Annotated in this window: 30 protein-coding genes, 1 pseudogene and 1 riboswitch; of the genes and pseudogenes, 19 read left to right on the top strand and 12 right to left on the bottom strand. The window is 63.2% G+C overall.

The genetic code is table 11. The annotated features are described in order from the left end of the window. Entirely contained in the window at positions 1-165 is a 165-nt protein-coding gene (locus tag IEV82_RS12680) for a hypothetical protein (RefSeq protein ID WP_188482407.1), read from the bottom strand. 80 nt (positions 166-245) lie between these two features. Here IEV82_RS12680 and IEV82_RS12675 point away from each other — a divergent pair, with 80 nt between their 5' ends. Continuing rightward, positions 246-848, top strand: a complete 603-nt coding sequence (locus IEV82_RS12675; RefSeq protein WP_188482406.1) for an HAD family hydrolase — start codon at positions 246-248, stop codon at positions 846-848. Between the two features lie 17 nt (positions 849-865). Here IEV82_RS12675 and IEV82_RS12670 read toward each other — a convergent pair whose 3' ends face one another. After that, positions 866-1,057, bottom strand: coding sequence for a hypothetical protein (locus IEV82_RS12670; RefSeq protein ID WP_188482405.1), 192 nt, complete (start codon positions 1,055-1,057; stop codon positions 866-868). Between the two features lie 77 nt (positions 1,058-1,134). Here IEV82_RS12670 and IEV82_RS12665 point away from each other — a divergent pair, with 77 nt between their 5' ends. Genes IEV82_RS12665 through phnN form a run of 6 tightly spaced genes read left to right on the top strand, consistent with a single transcriptional unit; the run spans position 1,135 to position 5,642 of the window. Next, positions 1,135-1,995: an alpha-D-ribose 1-methylphosphonate 5-phosphate C-P-lyase PhnJ gene (locus tag IEV82_RS12665; protein ID WP_188482404.1), complete on the top strand. Its 861-nt coding sequence runs from the start codon at positions 1,135-1,137 to the stop codon at positions 1,993-1,995. Beyond that, positions 1,992-2,678, top strand: a complete 687-nt coding sequence (locus IEV82_RS12660) for an alpha/beta fold hydrolase (RefSeq protein ID WP_188482403.1) — start codon at positions 1,992-1,994, stop codon at positions 2,676-2,678. The genes IEV82_RS12665 and IEV82_RS12660 overlap by 4 nt, the downstream gene beginning before the upstream one ends. After that, positions 2,675-3,445 (top strand): phosphonate C-P lyase system protein PhnK, encoded by a 771-nt coding sequence (gene phnK / locus IEV82_RS12655; protein ID WP_188482402.1) that lies wholly within the window; start codon positions 2,675-2,677, stop codon positions 3,443-3,445. Before IEV82_RS12660 ends, phnK begins: the two co-directional genes overlap by 4 nt. 3 nt (positions 3,446-3,448) lie before the next feature. After that, positions 3,449-4,393, top strand: a complete 945-nt coding sequence (locus IEV82_RS12650) for a CorA family divalent cation transporter (protein WP_188482401.1) — start codon at positions 3,449-3,451, stop codon at positions 4,391-4,393. A gap of 5 nt (positions 4,394-4,398) precedes the next feature. Then, a complete protein-coding gene (gene phnL / locus IEV82_RS12645) occupies positions 4,399-5,082 on the top strand; it encodes a phosphonate C-P lyase system protein PhnL (RefSeq protein ID WP_188482577.1) in 684 nt (227 codons plus the stop codon). 14 nt (positions 5,083-5,096) lie between these two features. Next, on the top strand, positions 5,097-5,642 hold the full coding sequence (gene phnN / locus IEV82_RS12640) for a phosphonate metabolism protein/1,5-bisphosphokinase (PRPP-forming) PhnN (protein WP_229747785.1): 546 nt from the start codon (positions 5,097-5,099) through the stop codon (positions 5,640-5,642). Here the strand turns inward: phnN and IEV82_RS12635 are convergent. Continuing rightward, the gene (locus IEV82_RS12635; protein ID WP_188482399.1) at positions 5,624-6,295 is read right to left on the bottom strand and encodes a DUF1045 domain-containing protein; all 672 of its coding nucleotides are present in this window, start codon (positions 6,293-6,295) and stop codon (positions 5,624-5,626) included. The two genes, phnN and IEV82_RS12635, sit on opposite strands and share 19 nt — an antisense overlap. Between IEV82_RS12635 and IEV82_RS12630 the strand changes: the two genes are divergently transcribed. From IEV82_RS12630 to IEV82_RS12620, 3 genes are read left to right on the top strand one after another with little or no spacing between them, the layout of a single operon-like run. Next, positions 6,294-7,487 (top strand): alpha-D-ribose 1-methylphosphonate 5-triphosphate diphosphatase, encoded by a 1,194-nt coding sequence (locus tag IEV82_RS12630; RefSeq protein ID WP_373285218.1) that lies wholly within the window; start codon positions 6,294-6,296, stop codon positions 7,485-7,487. The two genes, IEV82_RS12635 and IEV82_RS12630, sit on opposite strands and share 2 nt — an antisense overlap. A gap of 60 nt (positions 7,488-7,547) precedes the next feature. Then, on the top strand, positions 7,548-8,759 hold the full coding sequence (locus IEV82_RS12625; RefSeq protein WP_188482398.1) for an alpha-D-ribose 1-methylphosphonate 5-triphosphate diphosphatase: 1,212 nt from the start codon (positions 7,548-7,550) through the stop codon (positions 8,757-8,759). Then, positions 8,756-9,973: an MFS transporter gene (locus IEV82_RS12620; RefSeq protein WP_188482397.1), complete on the top strand. Its 1,218-nt coding sequence runs from the start codon at positions 8,756-8,758 to the stop codon at positions 9,971-9,973. Before IEV82_RS12625 ends, IEV82_RS12620 begins: the two co-directional genes overlap by 4 nt. 357 nt (positions 9,974-10,330) lie before the next feature. Here IEV82_RS12620 and IEV82_RS12615 read toward each other — a convergent pair whose 3' ends face one another. The 6 genes from IEV82_RS12615 to IEV82_RS12590 form a co-directional block, all read right to left on the bottom strand. Continuing rightward, positions 10,331-11,095, bottom strand: coding sequence for a 3-oxoacyl-ACP reductase (locus IEV82_RS12615; RefSeq protein ID WP_188482396.1), 765 nt, complete (start codon positions 11,093-11,095; stop codon positions 10,331-10,333). 1 nt (position 11,096) lies between these two features. Then, entirely contained in the window at positions 11,097-11,900 is an 804-nt protein-coding gene (gene thiD / locus IEV82_RS12610; RefSeq protein ID WP_308420432.1) for a bifunctional hydroxymethylpyrimidine kinase/phosphomethylpyrimidine kinase, read from the bottom strand. Next, on the bottom strand, positions 11,900-12,547 hold the full coding sequence (thiE, locus tag IEV82_RS12605; protein WP_188482394.1) for a thiamine phosphate synthase: 648 nt from the start codon (positions 12,545-12,547) through the stop codon (positions 11,900-11,902). The genes thiD and thiE overlap by 1 nt, the downstream gene beginning before the upstream one ends. Continuing rightward, a complete protein-coding gene (gene thiM / locus IEV82_RS12600) occupies positions 12,538-13,320 on the bottom strand; it encodes a hydroxyethylthiazole kinase (RefSeq protein ID WP_188482393.1) in 783 nt (260 codons plus the stop codon). Before thiM ends, thiE begins: the two co-directional genes overlap by 10 nt. A 47-nt stretch (positions 13,321-13,367) precedes the next feature. Next, positions 13,368-13,456: riboswitch (TPP riboswitch) on the bottom strand. Positions 13,457-13,763: 307 nt separating this feature from the next. Continuing rightward, complete coding sequence (locus tag IEV82_RS12595; protein ID WP_188482392.1) at positions 13,764-14,072, bottom strand: type II toxin-antitoxin system RelE/ParE family toxin; 309 nt, start codon at positions 14,070-14,072, stop codon at positions 13,764-13,766. A gap of 4 nt (positions 14,073-14,076) precedes the next feature. After that, on the bottom strand, positions 14,077-14,331 hold the full coding sequence (locus tag IEV82_RS12590) for a ribbon-helix-helix domain-containing protein (protein ID WP_188482391.1): 255 nt from the start codon (positions 14,329-14,331) through the stop codon (positions 14,077-14,079). Between the two features lie 210 nt (positions 14,332-14,541). Here IEV82_RS12590 and IEV82_RS12585 point away from each other — a divergent pair, with 210 nt between their 5' ends. Next, positions 14,542-14,934, top strand: coding sequence for a DUF2177 family protein (locus IEV82_RS12585; RefSeq protein WP_188482575.1), 393 nt, complete (start codon positions 14,542-14,544; stop codon positions 14,932-14,934). A 141-nt stretch (positions 14,935-15,075) separates the two neighbouring features. On the opposite strand, the gene IEV82_RS12580 is transcribed toward IEV82_RS12585, so the two are convergent. Further along, positions 15,076-15,318: a hypothetical protein gene (locus IEV82_RS12580; protein ID WP_188482390.1), complete on the bottom strand. Its 243-nt coding sequence runs from the start codon at positions 15,316-15,318 to the stop codon at positions 15,076-15,078. A gap of 430 nt (positions 15,319-15,748) precedes the next feature. Beyond that, a pseudogene (locus tag IEV82_RS24015) lies at positions 15,749-15,887 on the bottom strand (transposase); the annotation flags it as partial. 351 nt (positions 15,888-16,238) lie between these two features. On the opposite strand from IEV82_RS24015, the gene IEV82_RS12570 reads away from it, so the two are divergent. The 8 genes from IEV82_RS12570 to IEV82_RS12535 are packed head-to-tail and all read left to right on the top strand — an operon-like array spanning position 16,239 to position 24,345. After that, on the top strand, positions 16,239-17,375 hold the full coding sequence (locus IEV82_RS12570) for an ABC transporter ATP-binding protein (RefSeq protein ID WP_188482388.1): 1,137 nt from the start codon (positions 16,239-16,241) through the stop codon (positions 17,373-17,375). Continuing rightward, the gene (locus tag IEV82_RS12565; RefSeq protein ID WP_229747783.1) at positions 17,338-18,450 is read left to right on the top strand and encodes an extracellular solute-binding protein; all 1,113 of its coding nucleotides are present in this window, start codon (positions 17,338-17,340) and stop codon (positions 18,448-18,450) included. The genes IEV82_RS12570 and IEV82_RS12565 overlap by 38 nt, the downstream gene beginning before the upstream one ends. 34 nt (positions 18,451-18,484) lie before the next feature. After that, positions 18,485-19,303 carry an ABC transporter permease gene (locus IEV82_RS12560; RefSeq protein WP_229747782.1) on the top strand — a complete coding sequence of 273 codons (819 nt, stop codon included), beginning with the start codon at positions 18,485-18,487 and terminating at the stop codon, positions 19,301-19,303. Further along, complete coding sequence (locus IEV82_RS12555; RefSeq protein WP_188482386.1) at positions 19,303-20,124, top strand: ABC transporter permease; 822 nt, start codon at positions 19,303-19,305, stop codon at positions 20,122-20,124. Before IEV82_RS12560 ends, IEV82_RS12555 begins: the two co-directional genes overlap by 1 nt. A 7-nt stretch (positions 20,125-20,131) precedes the next feature. Next, complete coding sequence (locus IEV82_RS12550) at positions 20,132-21,043, top strand: polysaccharide deacetylase family protein (RefSeq protein ID WP_188482385.1); 912 nt, start codon at positions 20,132-20,134, stop codon at positions 21,041-21,043. Continuing rightward, positions 21,040-21,894, top strand: coding sequence for an NHL repeat-containing protein (locus tag IEV82_RS12545; RefSeq protein ID WP_188482384.1), 855 nt, complete (start codon positions 21,040-21,042; stop codon positions 21,892-21,894). Before IEV82_RS12550 ends, IEV82_RS12545 begins: the two co-directional genes overlap by 4 nt. 16 nt (positions 21,895-21,910) lie before the next feature. Beyond that, positions 21,911-23,470 carry a BtpA/SgcQ family protein gene (locus tag IEV82_RS12540; RefSeq protein ID WP_188482383.1) on the top strand — a complete coding sequence of 520 codons (1,560 nt, stop codon included), beginning with the start codon at positions 21,911-21,913 and terminating at the stop codon, positions 23,468-23,470. Next, the gene (locus IEV82_RS12535; protein ID WP_188482382.1) at positions 23,467-24,345 is read left to right on the top strand and encodes a polysaccharide deacetylase family protein; all 879 of its coding nucleotides are present in this window, start codon (positions 23,467-23,469) and stop codon (positions 24,343-24,345) included. The genes IEV82_RS12540 and IEV82_RS12535 overlap by 4 nt, the downstream gene beginning before the upstream one ends. Positions 24,346-24,644: 299 nt before the next feature. Here the strand turns inward: IEV82_RS12535 and IEV82_RS24010 are convergent. Further along, positions 24,645-24,741 (bottom strand): IS3 family transposase (locus IEV82_RS24010; protein WP_373285222.1); only part of this gene is annotated, 97 nt, incomplete at its 5' end.

Genomic DNA, 24,741 nt, shown 5'->3' with positions numbered 1-24,741 from the left:
CTAGTCGCCGCCATCCCCGCCGTCACATCCGCCGTCGCCGTCGCTGTCGGACGATCCTTCCAGGGTCGAATTCAGCCAACTGCTCTCAAAGCAGATGCCGACGAAGGTCCGACCGGCCAGCAGGGCTGCAAAGCCCAACGCAATCAGGATCACAGTCCAGTCCATAGCACCTCGCACATCTTTCGCGGGGCGTGTGTAGCGCAGAATTACGGCCCACTTGTGGCGTCTCGGACAGGGAGTCTCGCATGACCACGAAACACGTCGTCTTCGACATCGGCGGTGTGCTGGTGGACTGGCAACCGCATCTGGCATGGCTTGACCGGTTCGGCTCGGCCGAGGCATCGCAGGCCTTTATCGACCGGATCGACTTCAGGGCGCTGAACCTGCGGGCCGATGGCGGCGAACGCTTTGCCGATCTGTCGCTCGAAATCGAAGACCCGGACGACCGCGCGCATTTCGTCGATTACGTGGCGCTCTATACCCGCACCGTGGCCGATCCGATCCATGGCACATGGGCGATTCTGGACCGGCTCAAGGCGCAGGGCACGCCCGTGCATGCGATCACCAACTGGTCGGCGGAAACCTGGCCCGAGGGGCTCAAGGTGCATCCCCGTCTGGCAGAGGTGTTCGAGGCGCTGGTGGTGTCAGGCGAGGAAGGCATGATCAAACCCGACCCGCGCATCTTTCGCCTGCTCTGCGACCGCGCCGGTGTTGCGCCCGGCGATTGCATCTTCATCGACGACGGGCTGCACAATGTCGAAGGTGCCCGCGCTGTCGGGATGGATGGCATCCACTTCACATCGCCCGAAGCGCTGGACGCTGCCCTGACAGACCGGTCCGTGCTATGATCGGTGCAGCAAAAGCTTCAGCCGCGACGGCGCTTGAGCGGCAGGTCGAAAATGCCGCTCTGGTTGGTCGTGTCGGCGAACCAGCCATCCGGCCCGATGATGTCGCTGGGCAACAGACGTTCGAGACGCGGCAGCAGGCGGAACAGCACGGGTTCCAGCGCAAGCCACGCCACGAGGGCAACGCCCACCCACCAAAGAAAAGTAATCATCAACGCGACCATAACACCCCCGGGTTTTCGGACAGCGACTCGTTTCGTCGCATTAACCACAGCAGTGAGACAGTCTTGTGACACCCTCCTCGGAATACAATTTTGCCTATCTGGACGAGCAAACAAAGCGCATGATCCGCCGTGCGATCCTCAAGGGTCTGGCGATCCCCGGCTACCAGGTGCCCTTTGCCAGCCGCGAGATGCCCATGCCGTACGGTTGGGGTACTGGCGGCGTCCAGGTCTCCGCCGCCGTGCTCACACCCGAGGACCGGTTCAAGGTCATCGATCAGGGCGCGGATGACACCACCAACGCCGTGTCGATCCGCAGCTTCTTTGAACGCACCGCAGGCGTCGCCACCACCACCATCACAACCGAAGCGACGGTGATCCAGACGCGCCACCGCATCCCCGAAGTGCCGCTGAGCGAGGGTCAGATCCTCGTCTACCAGGTGCCGATCCCGGAACCTCTGCGCTTTCTCGAACCGCGCGAAAGCGAGACCCGCAAGATGCACAGCCTCGAGGAATACGGGCTGATGCATGTGAAGCTGTACGAGGACATCAGCCGCCACGGTCATATTGCCACCTCCTATGCCTACCCGGTCAAGGTCGAGGCGCGCTACGTCATGGACCCGTCCCCGATCCCGAAATTCGACAATCCCAAGCTGGGCGATTGCCCTGCGATCCAGCTTTTCGGTGCGGGCCGCGAACAGCGCATCTATGCCCTGCCACCCTACACGCAGGTGGTCAGCCTCGATTTCGAGGATCACCCGTTCGAGGCCACCAAGGCCGATCACCCCTGCGGCATGTGCGGCGCGACCGACAGCTATCTTGACGAGGTGATTATCGATGACGCGGGCGGGCGGATGTTCGTCTGTTCCGACACCGATTACTGCGAGGCGCGGCAAACCGCAGGACATCGCGGAAAGGATGCAGCGTGACCGGCACGATCTATCTGCACGGTGCCGGGCTGAACGCGCAAAGCTGGGAGGACATTCCCGGTCACCCGCTGAACCTGCCCGGCCATGGCGACCGTCCAAGGGCGGCGCGCCCGCGCGTGGCCGCCATGGCCGATGCGTTGGCACCCGAGATCCCGGCAAACGCGGCGCTTGTGGGCCACAGCCTTGGCGGCATGGTCGCGATGGATCTGGCCGCGCGCCCGTCCTTGAACATCAGGGCGCTGGTTCTGGTCGACACTCCGCTCACCATCCGGGCATTGGGGGTGAAGACCCTCGGTCCGAAACTCGCGCCGTGGATCGTGCGCGCGCTTGGTCCCCGAACGATCGGCAAGCTGGTGTCCTACCGGGTCGAGACCGTGGCCAAACGGCGGGAGTTCCAGCACTGGATCGCGGCGAACGATCCCGCATCCCTGAGCGACGCCATGGTTGCAGCGGCGCTCTTTGACGGCGAGGACCTCATGCACCGGATCAGCGGGGCAAAGATTCCCGTGCTGGCGATTTTCGGAAAGACAAGCTTCCTGACACGCCCGCCCAGCTGCGCCGACATGAAAGCCGCCTGCCCGCAGCTCGACTGTGTGACCTTCGACACCGGCCACATGATCCCGCAGGACCGACCGGTCGAAATGCAGGTCGCAATCAACCGTTTTCTGGAGTCCCATTCATGACCCCTCTGCTGTCCGTTCAGGGCCTGAGCAAACATTACGGCGCGCATATCGGCTGTGCCGACGTGTCCTTCGATCTTTATCCCGGCGAAGTCATGGGCATCGTCGGCGAGTCTGGCTCCGGCAAATCCACGCTGCTCAATTGCATGGCGGGGCATCTGCCCCCCGATGCGGGCGCGGTGGTGTTCGACACGCGGGGCCATGGCCCCCGCGACACGGTCACCATGAGCGAACCCGAACGACGGATGCTGAGCCGCACCGACTGGGCCTTTGTCCACCAGCACGCGCGCGACGGGCTGCGCATGGGTGTATCGGCGGGGGGCAATGTGGGCGAACGGCTGATGGCCGTGGGCGCGCGGCATTACGGCGACATTCGCGGCAAGGCAGTGGATTGGCTGGACCGGGTCGAGATCGACGCGGGCCGTGTCGATGATCGCCCCACCACATTTTCCGGCGGCATGCAGCAGCGCCTCCAGATCGCGCGCAATCTGGTCACCGGGCCACGGCTGGTCTTCATGGACGAACCCACCGGCGGGCTCGACGTGTCGGTGCAGGCGCGGCTTCTCGATCTTCTGCGCGGTCTGGTGCGCGACATGGGGCTGTCGGCGATCATCGTCACCCATGATCTTGCCGTCGTCCGGCTTCTGGCCGACCGGCTTATGGTGATGAAGGACGGCCATGTGGTCGAGGCGGGCCTGACCGATCAGGTGCTGGACGATCCGCAGCACGCCTATACCCAGCTGCTTGTCAGCTCTGTCCTGCAGGTGTGACGGATGCTCTTTGCCTACCAGATCGACGGCCGGACCCTGCGGCAGCGCGCGCCTGAAGACGACCTCGCGGACGCCCAGTGGATCGACCTCTACCGCCCGCAACCGGCGCAGGTCGACCGGGTGACCGCGCTTGGAATCGATGTGCCGACGCTCGAGGACATGGAAGAGATCGAACTCTCGAACCGGCTCTATCGTGCGGGTGAGACCGAGGTTCTGACCGTCACCCTGCCGGGTCTGGACGTGGAAAAGCGCCGCAGCACAGGACCGGTCGCCTTTATCCTGACGCCGCAGCGGATGGTCACGGTGCGCTATCACACGCCGCGTCCCTTCGAGACCTTCGCCAGCCATGCTGCCGCCAGCACCGCAGGGTGCAGCACGCATCTGCATCTCTTCCTTGGGCTGGTCGAAGAGATCATCGCGCGACTGGCCGACCTTCTGGAGGCCGATGGCCGGGCGCTCGATGCGGCGTCGCACGCGCTTTTCGAAGGCGACGGCCTGCGCGGACGGGCGCTGGAACAGCGGCTGCGCGACATCGGGCAACGCGGCGAGGCGATTGGCCAGTTCCGGCTGTCACTTCTGACGCTGGGGCGCGCGCTCACCAGTTTCTCGCTGGGCCGGGAAAAGCACCGCCTGCAACCGCTGGTCAAGGCGCGCAACCGGGACATCCAGTCGCTTCTGGTACATGCCGATTTCCTGTCCAGCCGCGTCGCACAGCTGACCGATGTGGCGCTGGGGTTCGTGACGCTGGAGCAGACCTCGGCCAGCCGGGTGCTGTCGGTGGTGGCGATCCTGTTTCTGCCACCAACGCTTGTTGCCTCGGTCTACGGCATGAACTTCGCCTACGTGCCGGGGCTCGCGCATCCGCACGGCTACCTGATCGCCACCGCCCTGATGGCGGGCAGCGCGCTTGCGACATATCTCTTCTGCAAATGGAAAGGCTGGCTATGACCGCCATGATCGAACTGGACCGCCTGCACAAGACCTTCACCCTGCACAACCAGGGCGGTGTGGTGATCGACGTGCTCAGCGATGTCAGCCTGACAGTCGCACCCGGCGAATGCGTGGCCCTGACCGGCGCATCGGGGGCGGGCAAATCCACGCTGATGCGGATGATCTACGGCAATTACCGGGCGCAATCCGGCGCGATCCTGATCGGCGGTGTCGATCTGGTACAGGCCGAGCCGCGCGAGATCATCCGTCTGCGCCGCGAGGTGCTGGGCTATGTCAGCCAGTTCCTGCGCGTTGTACCGCGTGTGCCGACGCTCGACGTGGTGGCTGAGCCTTTGCGCGCCGTGGGTGTCGGCAGCGATGAGGCCCGGACACGGGCCAAAGAGCTTCTGGCGCAGCTCAACATCCCCGAACGGCTCTGGTCGCTGTCGCCCACGACTTTCTCGGGTGGCGAACAGCAGCGCGTCAACATCGCGCGCGGCTTTGCCCATCCCTACCCGGCGATGCTGCTGGATGAACCCACCGCCAGCCTCGATGCCGCCAACCGCGAAGTGGTCCTGTCGCTGATCGAAGACGCCAAGGCGCGCGGAGCGGCGATCATCGGCATCTTCCACGACGAGGCCGCCCGCGCCCGCGTTTGCGACCGCGAAATCGACGTGAGCCGTTTTACCCCGGCGCGCGCGGCATGAGCATGAACTTGAACATGAACAGAGGTCGCCTCATCGCCGTGGTCGGCCCGTCCGGTGTCGGCAAGGACAGCGTCATGGCGGGTCTGATCGCGGCGCGTCCCGACATGCGCCTTGTGCGCCGCACCATCACCCGCGCGGCCGATCTGGGCGGCGAAGACTACGACGCCGTGACGCCTGACGCCTTCGCCGAGGCCGCCCGGAACGGCGCGTTCTGCGTCCACTGGTCGGCGCATGGCCTGTCCTATGGCATCCCGGCGGATGTGCTCCGCGACGTGCAGACCGGCACCGATTGCCTCGCCAACTTCTCACGCAGCGCACTGGCGCAGGCGTCGGGGATTTTCCCGACCCTGACCGTGCTCAACATCACCGCCTCGCCCGCCACGCTGGCCCGCCGTCTTGCCGGGCGGGGACGCGAAACCGAAGCCGAGATCGCGGCCCGGCTGGCGCAGGCCGACAAGTGCCTGCCCAGTGGACTGAATGTCGTGACAATCGCCAATGACGGCGCGCTCGAGGACACCATCGCACAGGCGCTCGACGCGCTTCAGCCAGCGAGGGCGTAGCGTTGGATCAGTTCGAACCGCCCGTCCTGCCGCTCTCCGACCAGCGCCACCTCGTCCATCACGAAGGGGCTGGGCAAGGGTGGCAGATGCGCGCGGGCGATGTCGGACCAATGGTCGATCTCCTCGACCGACAGAGGCCCTGTCAGGGTCATGTGAAAGCGGAACTCCTCCATAACGTAGGGATAGCCCCAGCGTTGCAGCAGCGCCTCCTGCCGGTCCGACAGTCTCGCCTTGCGCCGGCGTTCAAGCTCTGCCTCATCCGGCGGGGCGCGAAACACGTCCAGTGCCTCGACGCAGGTGGCAGCGACGCGGGCAATGCCGGAGGTGTCGCCAACCGGCGTCAACGCAAGGAACCGGCCCAGCGCGGTCAGCGTCAACGCGTCGCTTTGCGCAGCGGGGCAGACCTGCGCCATCTGGGCCACGGCCTGCCGCAGACCCTCGGCATCGGACCCCTCGGCCAGCCGGAAGGGGGGCTTCAACGTGCCGTGGAACCCGTATTTGCGCGGTGTCATCGTCACGTCATCAAGACCGGGCACATGGGGCGGAATCGAGTCGCGCCCCGCGACACAGTCCCATCCCAGCCACCCGGCCCCGAAATCAGCCAAAGCGCCCTCGGGCGGCAGGTAATAAATCGCAAAGCGAGCGTATGACATGAACTCTCCTTTCCTTTCGACCCATCTGGCACAGGCACATGACGGCTCCATGTCAGAGGTGCTGCATCTTGCCAATGCCCGCCTCGTTTTGTCCGACCGGGTGATGACGGGCCAGATCGTCATCATCGACGGGCAGATCGACCGGATCGAAGAAGGCGACGCCGTGCCGCGCGGTGCGGTGAACTGTCAGGGCGACTATGTCATGCCCGGTCTGGTGGAACTGCACACCGACAACCTCGAACGCCATATCGAACCCAGACCCGACGTGAACTGGCCGCATCTTCCGGCCCTTCTCGCGCATGACGCCGAACTGGCCTCGACCGGCATCACCACGGTGTTCGACGCGTTGCGCGTGGGGTCGATCCACAGTTCGAAAACCGGTTACGGTGAATATGCCCGCAAGCTGGCGGACGAATTGCTGGCCACCCGTGCCGAAGGATTGTTCAAGATCAGCCATTTCCTGCACCTGCGCGCCGAGATCTGTTCGGAAACCCTGCTCGAGGAAATGGCCGCCTTCGGCCCCGAGGATCGCGTCGGCATCGTCAGCCTGATGGATCACACCCCCGGTGAGCGCCAGTTCCGCGACCTTACCTCGCTCAAGGCCTATGTCACGAAAAAGCGCGGCATGAACGATGCCGACTTTGCCGAACACGTGGCCAACCTCAAGCAGATGCAGGCAAAATACGGCGCGGCGCATGAAGCAGGTGCCGTGGCCGAAGCCCGTCGCTACGGCGCGGTGCTGGCCAGCCATGACGACACCACCGCCGATCAGGTCGACAAATCCGCGCTCAACGGCGTGGGCTTTGCCGAATTTCCCACGACCCGCGAAGCGGCGGCGGCCTGCCGCGCACATGGCATCGCGGTGATGATGGGCGCGCCCAACCTCGTGCGGGGTGGGTCGCATTCGGGCAACGTGGCGGCGCGCGAACTGGCCGAAGCGGAGATGCTCAACATCATCTCGTCGGATTACGTGCCCGCCGCGCTTCTCTTGTCGGCGTTCCAACTGGCCGATCTCTGGGACAACCTGCCCGCCGCCATCGCCTGCGTCACCCACAATTCCGCCAAGGCGGCGGGACTGAGCGATCGCGGGCGTCTGGCCGCAGGTCTGCGCGGTGACGTGATCCGGGTCAGAACGGCGGGCAGCACACCGCTGGTCCGCGGCGTCTGGAGCCGGGGAGAGCGCGTCGCCTGACCTTTCCTGCATCGCGGGACGCGGCATCGGGACAATCACTTGACTGCAATGGGAACTCGAATGACCGCCACCACCTTTGAAGGCGCTTGCGTCTACCTGCCGGACGGCATGCACCACACCAGCGTCACGGTTGAACAGGGCCGGATCGTCGAGATCGGAGGCCCGGCGCAGGGCGATGTGATCGACGCGCGCGGCCTGATCCTCGCACCGGCGCTGATCGACGTGCATGGCGATGCGTTCGAGCGTCAGGTCATGCCGCGCCCCGGTGTGTTCTTTCCCATCGAAACGGCGGTGATCGACACCGACCGCCAGCTTGCCTCGAACGGCATCGCCACCGCCTATCACGCGCTGACCCTCGGGTGGGAGCCGGGTCTGCGCGACGTCGCACGCGGGCGCACCCTGATGCAGGCGATCCGCGATCTGGCGCCACGGTTGCTGGTCGAGAATCGCATCCAGCTGCGCTGGGAAACCTTTGCCTTCGAGGCGCTGGACATCATCGAATGGGCGCTCGACGCACCGCTGCTGCCCTCGGTCGCTTTCAACGATCACACTTCGATGACCATGCGGGGGTTCGACATTCCGATTCAGGATCGCGTGTTCGAATTCAGCCCCGACTTCGTTGTCGGTGACATCAACGATGCCCGCATGCGCAAGCGCAACGAGTCGAACATGCGCCGCTCGGGCCTGCCCGAAGGTGAGTACATGGCGCTGCTGGCAGAGGTCTGGGCGCGCCGCGGCGATGTGCCCGCCGCCATCGACCGGGTCGCCGCACAGGCCCGCGCCAAGGGGGCACCGATGCTGAGCCATGACGATACGCGCGCCGAGACACGGACATGGTTCCGCGACCGGGGTGCAAAGGTGGCCGAGTTTCCAATGGTCCTCGAAGCGGTCGAGGCAGCGCGCGCGCATGGCGACACGATCATCTTCGGCGCTCCGAACGCGACGCGGGGCGGCAGCCATATCGGATCGCTTGGCGCGGGCGACATGGTCGAGGCCGGACTGTGTGACGCACTCGCGTCGGATTACTTCTACCCGGCCATGCTCGCCGCCATCGCCCGGCTGGATGCAGAACGGCGCGCGGACCGCCTGCGCCTGTGGGCGCTGGTGTCGTCGGGACCGGCGCAGGCCATGAACCTGTCCGATCGCGGAGAGATCGCCGTCGGCAAACGCGCCGATCTGGTGCTGGTCGACTGGCCCGACGGGCAACCGCCCGCGATCTGCGGCACATGGGTCGCGGGTCGCCCTGCCTATCGCGCGCAGCCCGCCGGATGATCACCCGCGACCACTGGCCTGCCATCGGTCTGGGGATCAGCCAGATCGTCGGTTACGGCACGCTGATGTACGCCTACGCGATCCTGTTGCCACACATGGCCGAGGATCTGGGCCTGAGCCTGTCCGGAGTGTTCGGCATCCTGTCGCTGGGTCTTTTCTTTGGCGGCATGCTGTCGCCGGTCGCGGGCAAGCTGGTGGACCGGTTCGGCGGCAGGTGGGTCATGACGCTGGGGTCGGTCGTGGCGGCCGGATCGGTGATGTCGCTGGGCCATGTCCAGACCACCACCGGGCTGCTGATCGCCATCCTGCTGGCCGAGGGCGCGGGCATGTTCGTGCTCTACAACGTGGCCTTTGCGTCGGTGGCGCGGCTCGATTTGAGCCTGCCGCCGCAAACGTCGATCTCGATCATCACCCTCTTTGGCGGTGTGGCCTCGACCATCTTCTGGCCGCTGACCCTCGCACTTTATACTGCGATGGGCTGGCAGAGCACGTGGACGGTGCTGGGTATCGCCCTCCTGCTGATCTGCACGCCGATCCATTTCTTCACGCTGCGGGGTGCCGAGACCCTGCCCGGAAGCCCGCCGAAAAGCCCACGCCCGAACTGGCCGGAACTGACCGGCGCGATGCGACGGCAGGGAATGCTGTGGATGGTGATTTCGTTCGTCTGCTCGGGCTACATCATGGGCGCGGTCATGACGCTCTGGGTCACCAACGTGCAGGATATCGGCCATTCCGCTGCAATGGCAGCGCTTGCCGGTGCGGTGATCGGACCGTTCAAGACCGTGGGCCGGTTCTTCGAGATGCTGGTCAGCCGCAACATGTATCCGCGCGTCACCTATGCACTCAGCCTCGGGCTGATGCTCGCGGGCTTCGCAGTGCTGCTGGTCGTGGGCTTCACCCTGCCCGGCCTGATGCTGGCGGCGGCCCTTTACGGAATGGGGGACGGGATCAAGACCATCGCGCGGGGGACCCTGCCACTGGCGCTGTTCGGGGCCAAGGGATACGGCACGCGGCTTGGCTGGATTTCCTTTGTCCAGATGGGGATCAATGCGTCCGCCCCCTTTGCCTTTGCGTGGATCACGCAGAGCTTTGGCGGCTGGTGGTCCTTCATGGTCATGGCCCTGTGCCTCTGTGGCGCAATTGCCACGTTCCGGCTGATCCCCGACCCGAGACTAGAGGCTGCTGCCACGCCGGACCAATCGCCTGCGCTTTAGGACCGGAGCGCCGACGTCGGTTCGGGATAGGCAACTGCCTCAAGCGGTGCTGCGGGCGGTTGCGCGGGCTTAGTCTGGTCTGGGGTCCGTGCGAAATACGCAGCGGAGAGACCGCCCGCCAAAAGTGCAACCTGTGCCAGCGCGATGCAGATCTGCTTTGTCATGACGCGCGGGCAACGATCAATCCTTGTGCCCGGTCCCACTCACCCAAGATGAGACGTCGGGCTGTTCGGCGTTGCCCCCAGACAAAGAGAGACGGCGGGTTCCGCCGCGCATTCGTGCCGTGTCTGGAATGTGCCTGCCCTGATCTGGGCGCACCTTCTTTCTGAAGTCGGCGCCGAAAAACGCGCATTCTCCTCAGCCGTAAACAAGCCCGCCGTCGACGATCAGGTTTTGCCCCGTCACTGCGCGCGCCCAGGGGCTGGCGAAAAACAGCACCGCATCCGCGGCCTCTTCGGGTGTGGTGACGGATCGCAGCGGGGTATTATCCGCGATCAGGTCAAATACCGCGTCGGGCGTGCCTGCGCTGGCATCGGTGGTGCGCAACAGACCACCCGACACCATGTTGACGGTGATCCCCTTGGGCCCAAGCTCTGCGGCAGATGTGCGGGTCAGGGCCAGAAGGGCCGCCTTTGCGGAGGTGTAGTCGTGATAGGGCACAACCGGGTTCTGAAACAGGTTCGTGCCGATTGTCACGATCCGTCCGAACCCCTCGGCCTCCATTGCGGGGATCGTGGCCTGAAACACGTTGAGCGCGCCCAGCACGGCGGTGGCATGCTGCGCCACCAGATCAGCCGCCGGGATGCGATCAAGCGTGTGCCGCGCGTCGCCGTTGAAGCTGTAATCGGCCAGCGCATTGTGCACGACGGTGGTGATTGGCCCCATGCGCTCTGTCGCGGTCTCGATCATCGACGCAACGGCCTGCGCCTCCAGCACATCGGCCTGCACCGCGATGGCCCGGTCGCCCAGCGCATGCGCAAGCGCCTCTGCCGACGCCTTGCTCTTGCGGTAGTTGATCACCACCTGCGCGCCCTCGCGGGCAAAGGCCGTTGCGATGGCAGCGCCCAGTCCACGACCCGCGCCGGTCACCAGCACCGTCTGGTCCTTCAGGGATTTCGTCATTTCAATCTCTCCAGTAGTCGTGAAAATGGTGCACCGGCCCGTGACCGTGGCCGACCGACAGGGCGTCCGCCGCCGCGATCGCACCGGCGACAAAGCGTTTGGCAGCCTGCGCGGCCTCAAGTGGCGACACGCCCCTGGCCAGATGCGCAGCCAGTGCAGAGGACAGCGTGCAGCCTGTCCCATGGGTGTTCCGGGTGACCGTGCGCGGGGCTTCCAACCAATGCAGCGTGCCGCCCGCACACAGCACATCCGGGCTGTCGGGCTGATCAAGATGCCCGCCTTTCACCAGCGCGGCCTTTGGGCCAAGCGCCGTCAAGGCCCGAGCCTGATTTGTCATAGCCTCGCGATCCCGCGCCTCGGGCAGATCGAGAAGCCGTCCCGCCTCGGGCAGGTTGGGGGTCACAACCGTCGCCAGCGGCACCAGCACCGTGCGCAGCGCCTCCATCGCATCATCCGCCAGCAAGGACGCGCCGCCCTTGGCCACCATCACCGGGTCGAGGACAATCGGGACATCGGGGTGATCCGACAACACTTCGGCCACGGCCATGGCGATCTCCGCCGTTGCAATCATGCCGATCTTGACCGCGTCCACGCGGACATCTGCAAAAACCGCCGCGATCTGCGCCCGCACAAAGGCGGGTGGCACCAGTTCGACACCGGTGACTCCTTGGGTGTTCTGGGCCGTGAGCGCCGTCAACGCGGCCATGCCGTAGGTGCCATTGGCCGCAAAGGTTTTCAGGTCGGCTTGGATGCCCGCACCGCCAGAGGGGTCGGAGCCTGCAATCGTCAGGACGTTTCTGATCATCATGTGTCTCCTCTGGCCGCGTCAAGCGCGCTGCGCAGAGCGCGTGCTGCGGTCTCCGGGTCCGGCTGGCCGCAGATGGCCGACACGACCGCCATGCCATCGCATCCGGTCGCCATCACATCCACCGCGTGGTCCCGCTTCAGACCGCCGATGGCGACGCTCGGCAAGGCAGAGGCTTTGACCAGCTCCGCCAATCCGGAAAACCCGATGGCCGGTTTGTGATCCGCTTTCGTGGCTGTCGGAAACACCGTTCCCAGCCCGAGATAATCCACCAGCGCCGGGTCCGCGCCCTGCACCTGCGCCACCGTTTCGCACGACAGGCCGATGATCTTGTCGCGACCAAGCCGCGCCCGCGCCTCGGCAGCTGTTATGTCATTCTGACCAAGATGCACCCCGTCCACATCCGCAGCGATAGCCGCGTCCAGATCATCGTTGATGACCAAGGGCACGCTGCTGCCAGCCAGTGCCGCCTTCACCGCAAGCGCCGTCTTGATCAACTCATCGGTCGAGGCGGTCTTGTCGCGCAGCTGAACAAAGCTGACTCCGCCGCGCACCGCGTCACGGACCAGTCCGACGATGCCCGCACCCGGGCACAGCACCGGGTCGGTGACAAGATAGAGCCGCAGGCTGTCCCGGATCACTGCCATGTCAGATGGCTCTCACCCAGATCGTCCGGCTGGACCAGGTACAGCTGATCGAGGAACCGGACAGAAAAGCTCCCCGGCCCGTCAGACATGAGTGCCGCCCGTTCCCCGGCGACCGCAAAGTGCAGCAAGGCCGCAACAGTGGCATCCAGCGCCGGGGCAACAGCCGCATAAGCGCCCACAAGGGCCGTCAACGAACAGCCCAGCGCCGTGACCTTCGGCATGATCGCAGCCCCGCCATGAATGGTGACATGCCGCGTCCCGTCGGTGACGAAATCCGTTTCGCCCGTGACCGCAACGACACATCCCATGCGTTTTGCAAGGTCGATTGCGGCGGACTGGGCGTCGGTCACGCTGTCCCCGCTATCCGCCCCCTTTCCCGCGCCTCCGCCACCGGCCAGTGCAATGATCTCGGAGGCATTACCGCGCAGGATGGTCGGCTTCAGCGCCAGAAGATCCTGGGCTGCTTTCGCACGGTACGGGGTCGCAAAATGCGCCACCGGGTCCAGCACCCAAGGCACCGACTGTGCCGTCGCGGTCTTGGCGGCAAGGCGCATGCCCTCGACCCATGGCTCTGACAGGGTTCCGATATTGATCGTCAACGCCCCGGCGACCGGGGTGAAATCGGCAACCTCCTGCGGAGCGTGGATCATCGCGGGCGAGGCACCCGCCGCGAGGGTCACATTGGCCGCGATGTTCATGGCAACGTAATTCGTGATGCAATGCACCAGCGGTGCCTGCGCGCGCAGCGCCTCAAGAGCAGCTTTGGGCGTCATTCGGTCTCTCCTATCCTGTGCGAGGACGGAGAGACGCACCAAACCACCAGGGTCCGATCCTGCCTCCCTCCGCCAGCATTATCTGGTTCAGGTTCAAAGGGTGCATCTCAGCCTTGCGGCGCCCCCGGCGTGGTCATGACCGTCTCGCAAAGCGCAGACGGTGTCAATCAGATCGTGGGAGGTGTGTCTTTCACAGACAACGGGACTGGACAGAGATGAGTGACGCGACCTGTATGCAAGCCCATCGAAGGCTGTCCAGCATGGCAGCCATCTGCATGCAGGAATGACGGGCTATCGAACAAAAGCTGCGCTCAGGCCAACAGGATCCACCGGTGTTTGTATGAAATGGCGGAGGGGATGCGTATGACTTCGAACTTTTTCCACCTTGGAAAGCTCCTCACAGAGCGAAGTGAAGGAGACCTTTCACAAGTAAAATCAAAACTTTATTCAAAGTCGTCCTTGTAGCGCTCGATCTGATGCATCCGCTCGTGCAGGATGGTGACGATCCCGATGTCGCCATCGGCAAGGCGTTTCCAGTACACGAAATGGCGCTCGTCGCGGAAGAAGTACCCGTCCACCCCGAACTCGGCCGGCACGGGCCTCGACATCACGCCGCGTGTTTCAATGCGCTCGAACGCGGCGAAGAGGCCGACGACGTAGGTTTCGGCCCGCGCCTCGCCCCACCGGTCGCGGGTGTAGCGGTAGATCTCGTCGAGGCGGACCGAGGCCGCCTCCTGGACCCGGATTGCCATGGGCTCAGGCCCGGTTCCGGGAGATCACCTCAACGGCAGTCAGGGGCTTGTAGCTTTCCTCGGGCGCGGCGAAGGCACGGTTCAATTCGGCCTTCAAGCGATCGAAGGCTTCGCGCTCGGCACGCTCCTTGTCGCGGCGGATGAGATCGCGGATGTATTCGCTGACGTTCTCGTAAGCGCCGCCCTCGCCGACATTGGTCGCAACGAACTCGCTCAGGGTACCGCTGACGCGGACGGTCATGGTCGTTGTGCGGGACATGGCAGGCGTCTCCTCTTGGCTCCAGTGTCTTCAAGATAACCAAAAAAGAAGACGGATCAAGCCATGCACGGTCCGTTCCCTGCGTCCCATTACGCGTTTCCCAAGTTATCGCCTTCACGCGCCTTCATCTTCTACCACATGGCGTCCCGCAAGCGCGAGAAGCACGAACAGCATGGGATCGGAGTTCCTCAGCCCATTCTCGGAGTATGAATACTTCTTTACGTCATCACTGTATTTGTCTTCCTTTTCATCGACGCAGTCATGTTGACCCTCGTGATGAAACCTCACTTCACCCGCCATTTGGGCGACATGATGCGTGATACTCTTTTGCTGGCACCGGCGGGCCTGTTTTATCTGGCATACATCGCCGGGCTCGTTTACCTCGACTCGGCTCCCGCGCTGCACGATGCTGCTCCAGAGCGGGCAGCGCTGCAGAGGGCCATCATCGGCGCGATGGCATATGGCACATATGAGTTCACGTCGATGTCGATCATGAGGAACTGGTCCTGGACGATGGTCGTCACAGACACCACGTGGGGCGCGGTGCTGACGGGATTTTCTGCTTGGGCCGGTGTCATGATCATGATGCGCTTGCAGGGCTGATCCGCCAGGTTGGTCGCGATCTCGCCGTGTCTTGCTGCAGCGGTGTCTCACGCGTTCGGTTCAGCTTGGCGGCGCCATCGTGAACGGCAATCCGACGATGTCGCTCTGTCCCTTGTTCAGATCGCGCATCTCGATGTCGAGCTAATAGGTTCCGGCAGGAAGACCCTCGAGATCGACGCTGGCCATGAACATGATCTCCCGGTTCCTGACACGGCTCTCGAGCGCGATCGCCCCGAAATCGTATTGCTCGAAGACAAGCTCGCCCGCCGCGTCAAAGATGAACAGGTCCAGGGCCACGTCGACGGTCCAGTAATCGCCTTTGTCGCCATAGCCAAAAGCGCGCGGTTCGAGATAGACCAGAAGCGTCTCGCCGGAGACGAACACGTCGTTGTCGCGGGGTGTATGCCCCTTTCATGAGCGCCCCAAGATCGCAGTCTGGGGCGCGTACAGGGCGTCTGCGGGGCATTCAAGACAGTTTTGCACCAACCCTTCTGCAACAAAGTGAGCGCGGTCGCTGTGTCAGGCCCGGATTGCGATCAGGCGATCTGGCCCGCTGTGACGTTTCCTCCTGCCCATCCTCTCGCAAGGCCATCACTCATTCCTCCCGCAGAATGCGTACCTGCTTCATGCAGATGTTCCTTTTCTTAGCTCCTTCGTGCCGGTACCTCGGGTTGAAATAACCGGTTCTGAGTCAGAGCTGCCCAAGCGATCCACGCCAGTCTGTTGGCCAGCGCGACCACGACCATGTTCGGATTCGCCCGCGTCAAAAGACCCGAGAGCAATCGACCGAGATTTGTCTGGCTGCGCGCCAGGACCGGAAGCGGCGCCCGCGCGCCATGAACCAGATTTTTGCGTAGATATTTGTTTCCGCGTCGCGTGATCCCGCCAAGCCTTGGTTTTCCGCCGGTCGTAGTCTGTCTCGGAACCAATCCGACCCATGCGACAAGGGTGCGGGGATGCGGCCCGTCTTCTTTGCGCAACAGAGCCCCGTCACAGGAGCAACGGTTCAATAATCAGCCGCAAAGCGTGACTGTGGACCTGCTGGATGATCTCCAGTTTGTTTGATGTCGCACTCATCAATCCGGGTCGTCCCAACCGCCAAAACAGCTTGTCCGCAAACCGCGTTTTCAGGTCAGGATTCGGAGATTAAAGATTTTCTGGCGGGCTGGTTTTTGCACATTCACCAAATGGCATGCCAAAATTACATGCAAACAGACAGACGCGCGTTCACGAAAGGAAAAATACCTGGCTGCTGGCGATTTGCGTAAATATCCCTCGGCCATCATAACAAAGATGGAAAAGTTGTGAACCAGCCGCTGCCAGTAGACCAAGGTGCGAACGCGGCCATACAACGGCGTTCTGTCGGTGAACCACTCACGCTGGATGGCATCACGCACAGTTACGGAGACGGGCTGGCCGTTGATGACGTCACACTGCAAGTCGCGGGCGGTGAATTGGTGGCGCTGCTGGGGCCATCAGGCTGTGGCAAGTCGACCTTGCTTCGGATCGTCGCTGGGTTCCTCAACCAATCGCAGGGTCACGTCAAGATTGGCGAACGCTTCGTTGACTCTCTGCCCCCGAACCGCCGCGAGGTGGGGATCGTCTTTCAAAACTACGCGCTGTTTCCTCATATGACCGTTGCCGACAACATCGCCTACGGGCTCGATGCGCGTGGCGATTCAAGATCGGACCAGCGGTTCCGCGTCGAGAAAATGCTCAAGACCGTGCGGATGGAGGACTTCGGGGATCGCAAGCCCGGGCAGCTTTCAGGCGGGCAGCAGCAGCGGGTCGCGCTTGCGCGTGCTCTCGCGGTACAGCCCCGCATTCTTTTGCTGGATGAACCCTTTGCCGCTCTTGACAAGAATCTCCGTCTCGATATGCAAATCGAGATTAAGCGGCTGCAGAGGCAGTTTGCCTTGACGGCCATCCTTGTGACCCATGATCAGGAAGAGGCAATGGCGATTGCGGACCGCATCGCCGTCATGCGCAAGGGCAGGATCGAGCAATTGGGCACCCCGGTCGAAATCTACGACCAGCCCGAGACGCTGTTCGTCAACGATTTTATAGGATCTTCCAACCGTTTTGAGGGTGAAGTGCTCGGCCGTGAGGCGGATCGCTATGTCATCCGTCTCGACAATGGCGCGATCTGGCATATCGCAACCTCGAAAACCTTCTCCACCGGAGATGCGGTCCTGGTGACCGCGCGGCCCGAGCAATTGGTCTTGGTGGATCAGCCGTATGACGGCGCGTTTGCGGTAGAGCGTACGCTGAGCCTGCCTTTGGGAGGCACACTAATCCACGATGTTGAAACGCCAAAGGGCGCTACGATCAAAGTTGCCGCGCCGCGCCGCGTAGGGGAGGCCGCACCGCCCCTTGGCCCGACCCACTGCGCGCTGACCGAAAATGCCGCACCAATCCTGTTTCCAAAGTCGGCAGGCTGAACCTGCCAAAATTCAACCTAAAAAAATCAACAAGGAAAAGACCATGCCTGAGATCTCCCGTCGTAAACTCCTGCAAGGTGCTGCCGCACTCGGCGCAGCATCTGCCCTTCCGGCCTCAATGGCCAGGGCGTCCGGTTCTCTGGCTGCGGCCATCTATCCCGGCACTTGGGATGAAGCCTATCGCTCAGTCGTCGCGCCCCTGCTTGCTGAAAACTACGGTGTCGATGTGGACTTCGATCCGCTCTGGGCCGTTGATCAGGTGACCAAGGCACGCGCCGGTCGCGGGATTGCTCCGTTCGACTGTTTCGTTCTGGACCCTGGCCCCACGGCTGCGGCGCGCGAGGCCGATCTGTTCGATCCCATCGACGCCTCCATGCTGTCGAACGCAGGAAACTTACCTGATGGCATGATTTCCGCAGACGCCGCTACCGTGAACGTGCAGGTCGTTGGCCTGTGCTATAACCCGACCGCATTCCCAGAACCCCCGACCCGCTGGGAGCAATTGTTCGAATCTCCCTACGTGGAGCGGCTTGGCCTGACCGGCTTCCAGACCACTTTCGGCACCGTCTCCCTGATCGAAATGGCAAAGGTGTTCGGTGGATCGGACACGGACATGGAGCCGATCTTCGCAAAGCTCCAGGAGGCGCTGCCCAAAGTGGCTGCAGTCACGGGGCCCGCAGGCTTGCCGGGTCTGTTCCAACAGGGTCAGATCGACTTGATGTACACGAACACCAACAATGTCGCGACGCTGAAGAAGCAAGGCGTGGACATCGAGTTCATGGCACCGGAAACCGGTGCAATCACCTTCTCGACCTCCCTTCACATCGTAAAGGGTTCCGAGAACGTGGAGGCCGCCCACCAGTACATCGACACCGCGATCTCGGCCGCGGCTCAATCGCAACTGATGATGCCCCCCTACAACATGATCCCGGTGAACAAGCAGGTCGAGCTGGTCGATACCCTCTACATCGACTCGATCGATGATCTGGCTGACATGGTTGTCCATGACTGGAACGTGATCAATCCGCAGCGCGCGGCTTGGATTGAGCGCTTCAACAAAGAGATCACCAAGTAATATGGCTGGCGCGGCAAAAAATGAACCCGGACGTGTGGACTGGCGGCTCGCAGCGCCACTCGGTTTTACCTATCTGGCGTTCTTTGCCGCGCCCCTTCTCATCCTGCTGGCAATGTCCTTCGCGGCGGATGACCGCTTCGCATCCTTCTCCATGGACAGCTGGGTGAAATTCTGGGGCGATCCGTTCTATCGAGGCGTTGTCTATGATACCGTCAGGCTCGGTATGGTCGCCGTACTGGCAACGTCGGCCCTGTCATACCCGATTGCGCTCCTGTTCATCGCGAGCGGACCACTCGTTCGCAAGCTCCTGATATTCATCATTCTTCTGCCGCTGCTGACGTCCGTCGTCATTCGCACCTTCGCCTGGATAGTGATCTTGGCGCGCGAGGGTGTCGTCAACCAGACCCTGCTGGCACTCGGACTGACCTCTGCGCCGCTGAACCTGCTACAAACTGAATTGGGCCTTGTGATTGCGCTGACGCAGATCGAGATGCCCCTGATGCTCCTGCCGCTCGTCACGGTCATGCAGCAGATCAATCCGAGCTTGTCGGATGCCTCCCGTGCGCTCGGCGGGTCCAAATGGCGCACATTTTTCCGAGTAATCCTGCCGCTCTCGCTGCCTGGCTGGATCGCGGGTGCGACACTGGTCTTTGCGTCGGCCACGACCGCCTTCATTTCGCAGACCGTCATCGGCGGCGCGCGGCTTGTCTATTTGCCGTCACTGATCTGGCAACAATCCATGGTCGTCTTCGACTGGCCTTTTGCCGCGGTGGCCTCTGTCACCTTGCTGGTCGCGGTCCTGTCGGGCGTGATGCTCTTTTCACTCCTTGGTCGCTTTGCGAGGACAACCTGATGACGCATCGCAACACGATTTCCGATCAGTCGTACTCGGTCGTCATGGGGGGGCTTGCGACGCTCAGCGTCGCGATCCTGGTTGGACCCGTGATCATCGTGCTGCTCACCTCGTTCACGTCCTCACGGGTGCTGACGTTTCCACCGCCCGGGTTCTCTATCGAGTGGTATCGTGACCTGTTCGACCCGGTCAGGTCCGGTCATATCCACTCGGCGCTGGCCAATTCGGTTTGGGTGGCCGCAATCGCGACGGCGCTCGCGGTGGTCGTCGCGACCGCTGCAGCCCTCGCCATGGCCCGCAGCAACAGGGCATCCGCCCGCGCACTCGAAGCCAGCTTCATGTCGCCGCTGATCCTGCCCGGACTATCCTATGGTCTGGCCGCGTTGATGTTCTTCTCGATCCTGGGCTTCCGACCCTCGATCAACCATCTGATTGCCGGGCACCTCGTAGTGATCGCGCCATTCATCTTCCGCACGACGCTGGCCAGCCTTACTCAGTTCAACCCGGCGCTTTTGGAAAGCTCGGCGAGCCTTGGGGCGGGGCGGCTTTATGCGTTCCGGCGCATCACTCTCCCGATCATCACGCCGGGCATTGTGGCAGGTGCGTTCCTGGCCTTTGTGGCGTCGATGGACAACGTGCCCGTGTCGCTCTTCCTGTCCAATGCACGCACCAACATGTTGCCGATCCGCATGTGGGGCATGATGGAAACCACCCTTGATGTCCGCATTGCCGCGATTTCCGGTGTCATCATCGTCGCCGTTCTAGTTGCAATGGTCGTGATGGATCGTTTGACCGGTCTGACACGCCGGATGAGTATGTGAGGCCCCAATGACCTATCCCCGCGACCTAATCGGCTACGGCGCAAACCCGCCCGATCCCAAATGGCCAAACGGCGCCCGCATCGCGATAAATTTCGTGATGAATTACGAAGAAGGCTCGGAGCCTTCCGTGCAGGACGGCGAAGGGTTCACCGAAGTGGCGCTCACCGACGCTCACGGGCTTGGCCAAGGGGTCGATGGCCGCGATCTGGCAGGCGAAGGGCTCTTTGCCTATGGCAGCCGGGTCGGGTTCTGGCGGTTGATGCGGCTGTTTCAGAACCGTGGGCTTCCGATGACGATCTTTGGCTGCGCGCTCGCGCTGGAGCGGAACCGGGAAGCCGCGCAAACCATTCGAGAAAGCGGTTTCGATTGCTGCTGCCACGGCTGGCGCTGGATCAAGCATTTCGAGCTGAGCGAAGCCGAGGAGCGGGATCACATCCAGCGCGCAATCGCCTCGTTGAAGGAGACTTTAGGCGAACGGCCCCTTGGCTGGTATTGCCGCTACGGCCCTAGCGTCAACACGCGCAAACTCGTCGTCGAAGAGGGAGGGTTCCTGTACGACTCCGATGCCTACGACGACGAATTGCCCTATTGGACAGAGGTCGATCAGAAAGCGCACCTCGTAGTGCCCTATTCGCTGACGAACAATGACACAAAATTTTGCGGGTCTTTTGCGACATCCAATGATTACTTCGAATGGCACAAGGACGCCTTCGATATGCTTTATCGTGAGGGCGCAACAGCGCCCAAGATGATGTCGGTGGGCCTGCACATGAGGTTGATCGGCCATCCCGCACGGGCCGCAGGGCTGGAGCGGTTTCTCGATTACGTCATGGGCCACGAGGACGTCTGGATCACGCGACGTATCGATATCGCGCGCCACTGGACCGAGACGCACCCCTATTCCGGCCCGCTCGCATGAGCGGATCACGCCACCAGGTTGTCGTGGCCCTGGGCGACACGCGCTATCGTATTGATCGCCCTTTTGGCAGCTGGCCACAGTACGCCGGGAAGGTGTCGGATGTTGTTGTAACGCCTGACGGGCGCATCCTCGTGCTGCTGCGCAGCGACCCTTACGTGGACCCCGATAATCCGTGCGTGATCGTGCTCTCCCCTGATGGCGACTTTCTGGGGGCGTGGGGTGATCTCGAGATTGCGGACGCGCATCTGTTGACGCCCGCGCCTGACGGGCGGATATTCGTCGTTGACCGCGACATGCATGAAATCATCATCTTTTCTGCCGATGGACAGCGCATCGGCGGGATCGGCACACGCGGAGGTCCGGGCGCGCCGTTCAATCACCCGACCGATGTCACGATTGCCCCCGGCGGCGATATCTACGTGTCCGACGGCTATGCCGGGTGGCATGTCCACCGATTTGCCGCCGATGGCACACATCTGGGCACCTGGGGCACGTTCGGCGACGGGCCCGGCGCGTTCCGTGAACCGCATTCTCTTTGGTGTCTGCCGGATGGGCGGGTCGTGGTTGTGGATCGGTGCAATCACCGGCTCCAGGTGTTCGACGCTGAGGGCACGTTCCTTGATGAGTGGACCGGTTTCCGTCGGCCCGTGGGCATCTGGGGCAATGCCGCAGGTGATGTCTTCGTCAGCGATGAAGTGCCAAGCCTTCATCGCATGTCACAGGATGGAACGCGCTTGGGGCGCGCTCGGCCGATGTTGAACGGAGCCCACGGGATTTTCGGAACGCCGGATGGCACACTGTACCTTGCGGAAGCCAATCCAAGCAGGGTGTCTCGTCTTACCCCCATCTGACGGAGACTTCCCCTGCATGACACACGCATTGTTCGCCAAAGGCCCCGCGATAATCGCGGCCCTGCATCTGCCGCAACCCGAAGAAGGACGCTCGCTCTCATGGCTTGAGGATTATGCGATTGCCAATTCCCGCGTCTTTGCCGCGGCAGGGATGCCCTGGGTAAAGGTGCAGGACCAGACGCGCACCGACCGACCGGCGGCCAGCCACACGATCGCCACGATGGCAGCTTTCGGGCCGCGTCATGCGCTTGCCCCGCAGGCGGAGGCGCACCGTGCCCGGATCGGCAGGACCGACATCGCGATTCTGGCGGATGTCCACGATCGCACCAGCGTGCCCCTTTCGGGAGAGACGCAGCCCGTTGCCGCGGGCTGGGCCGACAAAGCCGGGGCCGACGGTCTCGTGATCACGGGCAACAGCCTTGACGATACCCTGGCGCGGACAGAGGCGGTGCGTGCTGCGGGTGTTCGGCTGCTGATCCTTGTGGGCGGCGGGGTCACAACGGAAAATTTCGGTACGGCACTGGATGCTACACAGGGCGTCGTTGTCGGTTCGGCCTTGATGCGCGGTGGCGCTGACGATCTGGTCCGCTGGGACGCGGATGCCTGCGCAGGTTTCATGGACGTTGCGCGCGCGTATCCTGGCATGACCGAACGCGATTTTGTCGACTATCGTGACGGAACGCCGGATGTCCGATGGCCAGGCGGTGCTGGTCTGGCCGTATCGATTGTCGTCAATATCGAGGAAGGGGCGGAACTGTCCCTTGGCGATGGCGACGAAAGCAACGAGAGCATCTACGAGGCGGTCGAGCGTGTGGACGGCCTGTGCGATCTCTGCATGGAAAGCCATTTCGAATATGGCCCCCGCGCTGCTTGGCCACGGATCCGGGCGGCCCTGCGATCGCGACGGCTGGCGGCCACTCTCAACGCGTGTGGCCGTGCGCTGGAGCGCTCGCCTTGGATCGCCTCCGAGCCCTTCCCGGATGGCCAAGAGGTTGCGGCCCATAGATGGCGGTGGGAACGTCACGTCCACATGAGCGAAGCCCAAGAGCGCAGCGCTATCGCCCGCACCGTCGCAGCAATTTCCCGGACCGCAGGCACCCAGCCCATGGGCAGGCACACGCGTTCTGCGATATCTGAACGCACGCGCGACCTGCTAATCGAACAGGGCGGGTTCCTGTATGACAGCAATGCCTACACCGACGATGTGCCCTATGTGGTCGAAACCGGTGCCGGGCCGCATGTCGTCCTGCCCTATGCCTTTGACACCAACGACATGCGGTTCTTCAACCGGGGCGGTTTTGTCTCCGGCGCCGATTTTTGGAGCTATTGCATCGACGCCTTTGACCGGCTGCATCACGAAGCCGCTCAGGCATCGCGGATGCTATCGGTGGGCCTGCATCCCCGGATGATCGGGCGCCCGGCCCGGATCGGCGGGCTTGAGGCGTTTCTGGACCATGCGCTGTCACGGGGCGATGTCTGGTTCGCGACGCGGGCGCAGATTGCCACCCACTGGCGCGCGGCGGTCGGTCTTCCCGCATGGGAGCCGCGTGCCATTCCGCCCGGTTTCGGCGCATGACACGGGATCTGGTCGGATACGGTGGCAAATGGCCCGATGTCACCTGGCCGAACGGAGCGCGGCTTGCCGTATCCGTGGTGGTCAATGTCGAAGAAGGCGCCGAACAGCAGGTGATCGACGGCGACGCGACGAGCGAGCGGATGGGCGAAGTGATCTCGGTCGTGCCCGAGGGGCGGCCTGATCCAGGGCAGGCTCAGATCTTTGCCTACGGCACGCGGGCCGGGGCCTGGCGGATGGCCGATGCGCTGCGCCGGCACGATATCCGGGCGACGCTGTTCGCCTGTGGGCGCGCCGCCGAACGTTCGGCGCCTGTGCTGCGCATGCTCGCCGATGACGGGCATGAAGTGGCCTGCCATGGCTGGCTCTGGCGGCCCCATGCCGATTACGACACGCCCGAGGCCGAAGGGGTCGACCTAGACCGCGCTGCCGATGCCATCGCCACCACGGTGGGTCGGCGACCCGTTGGCTTTTTCTGTCGCGGCGCCGAAAGCCCCTGGACCCGCGCGCTGTTGTCCGAACGCGGATATCTTTATACATCCAACGGGTTCGACGACGACCTGCCCTATCGCGACGGCCCTCTTCTGGTCGTACCCTACGCGCTGGACAGCAATGACATGAAGTTCTTTCATCCCAACGGTTTCGTACGGGCACGCGACATGACCGACTATGTATCGGACGCGCTGGATGTGCTTGAGGCCGAAGCTGCACGGGGGCAGGCGCGCATGCTGAATATCGGCTTTCACCTGCGTATCGTCGGGCGTCCGGGGCGCTTCGGCGCATTCGACGGGGTGCTGGCCGATCTGGCGGCGCGGCGCGAGCGCATCTGGATCGCCACACGCGAGGACATCGCGCGCGCTTGGATCGCTGCCACGTGACTCTGGCTCTGGTCAATCCGAACGGCTTTGTTGATGGCGTGGATGCCCCTCCCAGCGGCATCCACGCCATCAACAAAGCCCCTGCCGCCATACAGTCCCGATGGTAACCCGCCCCTCTTTAACGGGGTGCATCCGTAGAGCTTACGTCGGTGTTCAGTCCCGGCATTTGGTGGGTCGGATTTAGGATGAATCGATCTGGTTCTGAAGTCCAGATCTTGCAGATGTATTCGTAAGGCGTAAGCCTCCGCTGATTCTGAAACCGCATGGAATGGCCTGCTGCCGATTTCGTGGACACAGGGTTAGGTTTGCATAGCTCGGTCCTCGAACGCCATGGGGCTTAGGTAGCCCAGTTTGGAATGGCGTCGCCTGGGATTGTAGAAGCGCTCGATGTAGTCG

The sequence above is a fragment of the Marivita lacus genome, assembly GCF_014637725.1.
Lineage (GTDB): Bacteria > Pseudomonadota > Alphaproteobacteria > Rhodobacterales > Rhodobacteraceae > Marivita > Marivita lacus.
Note: the sequence above shows the minus strand (reverse complement) of the source record. Positions and strands in the feature narration are given on the sequence as shown.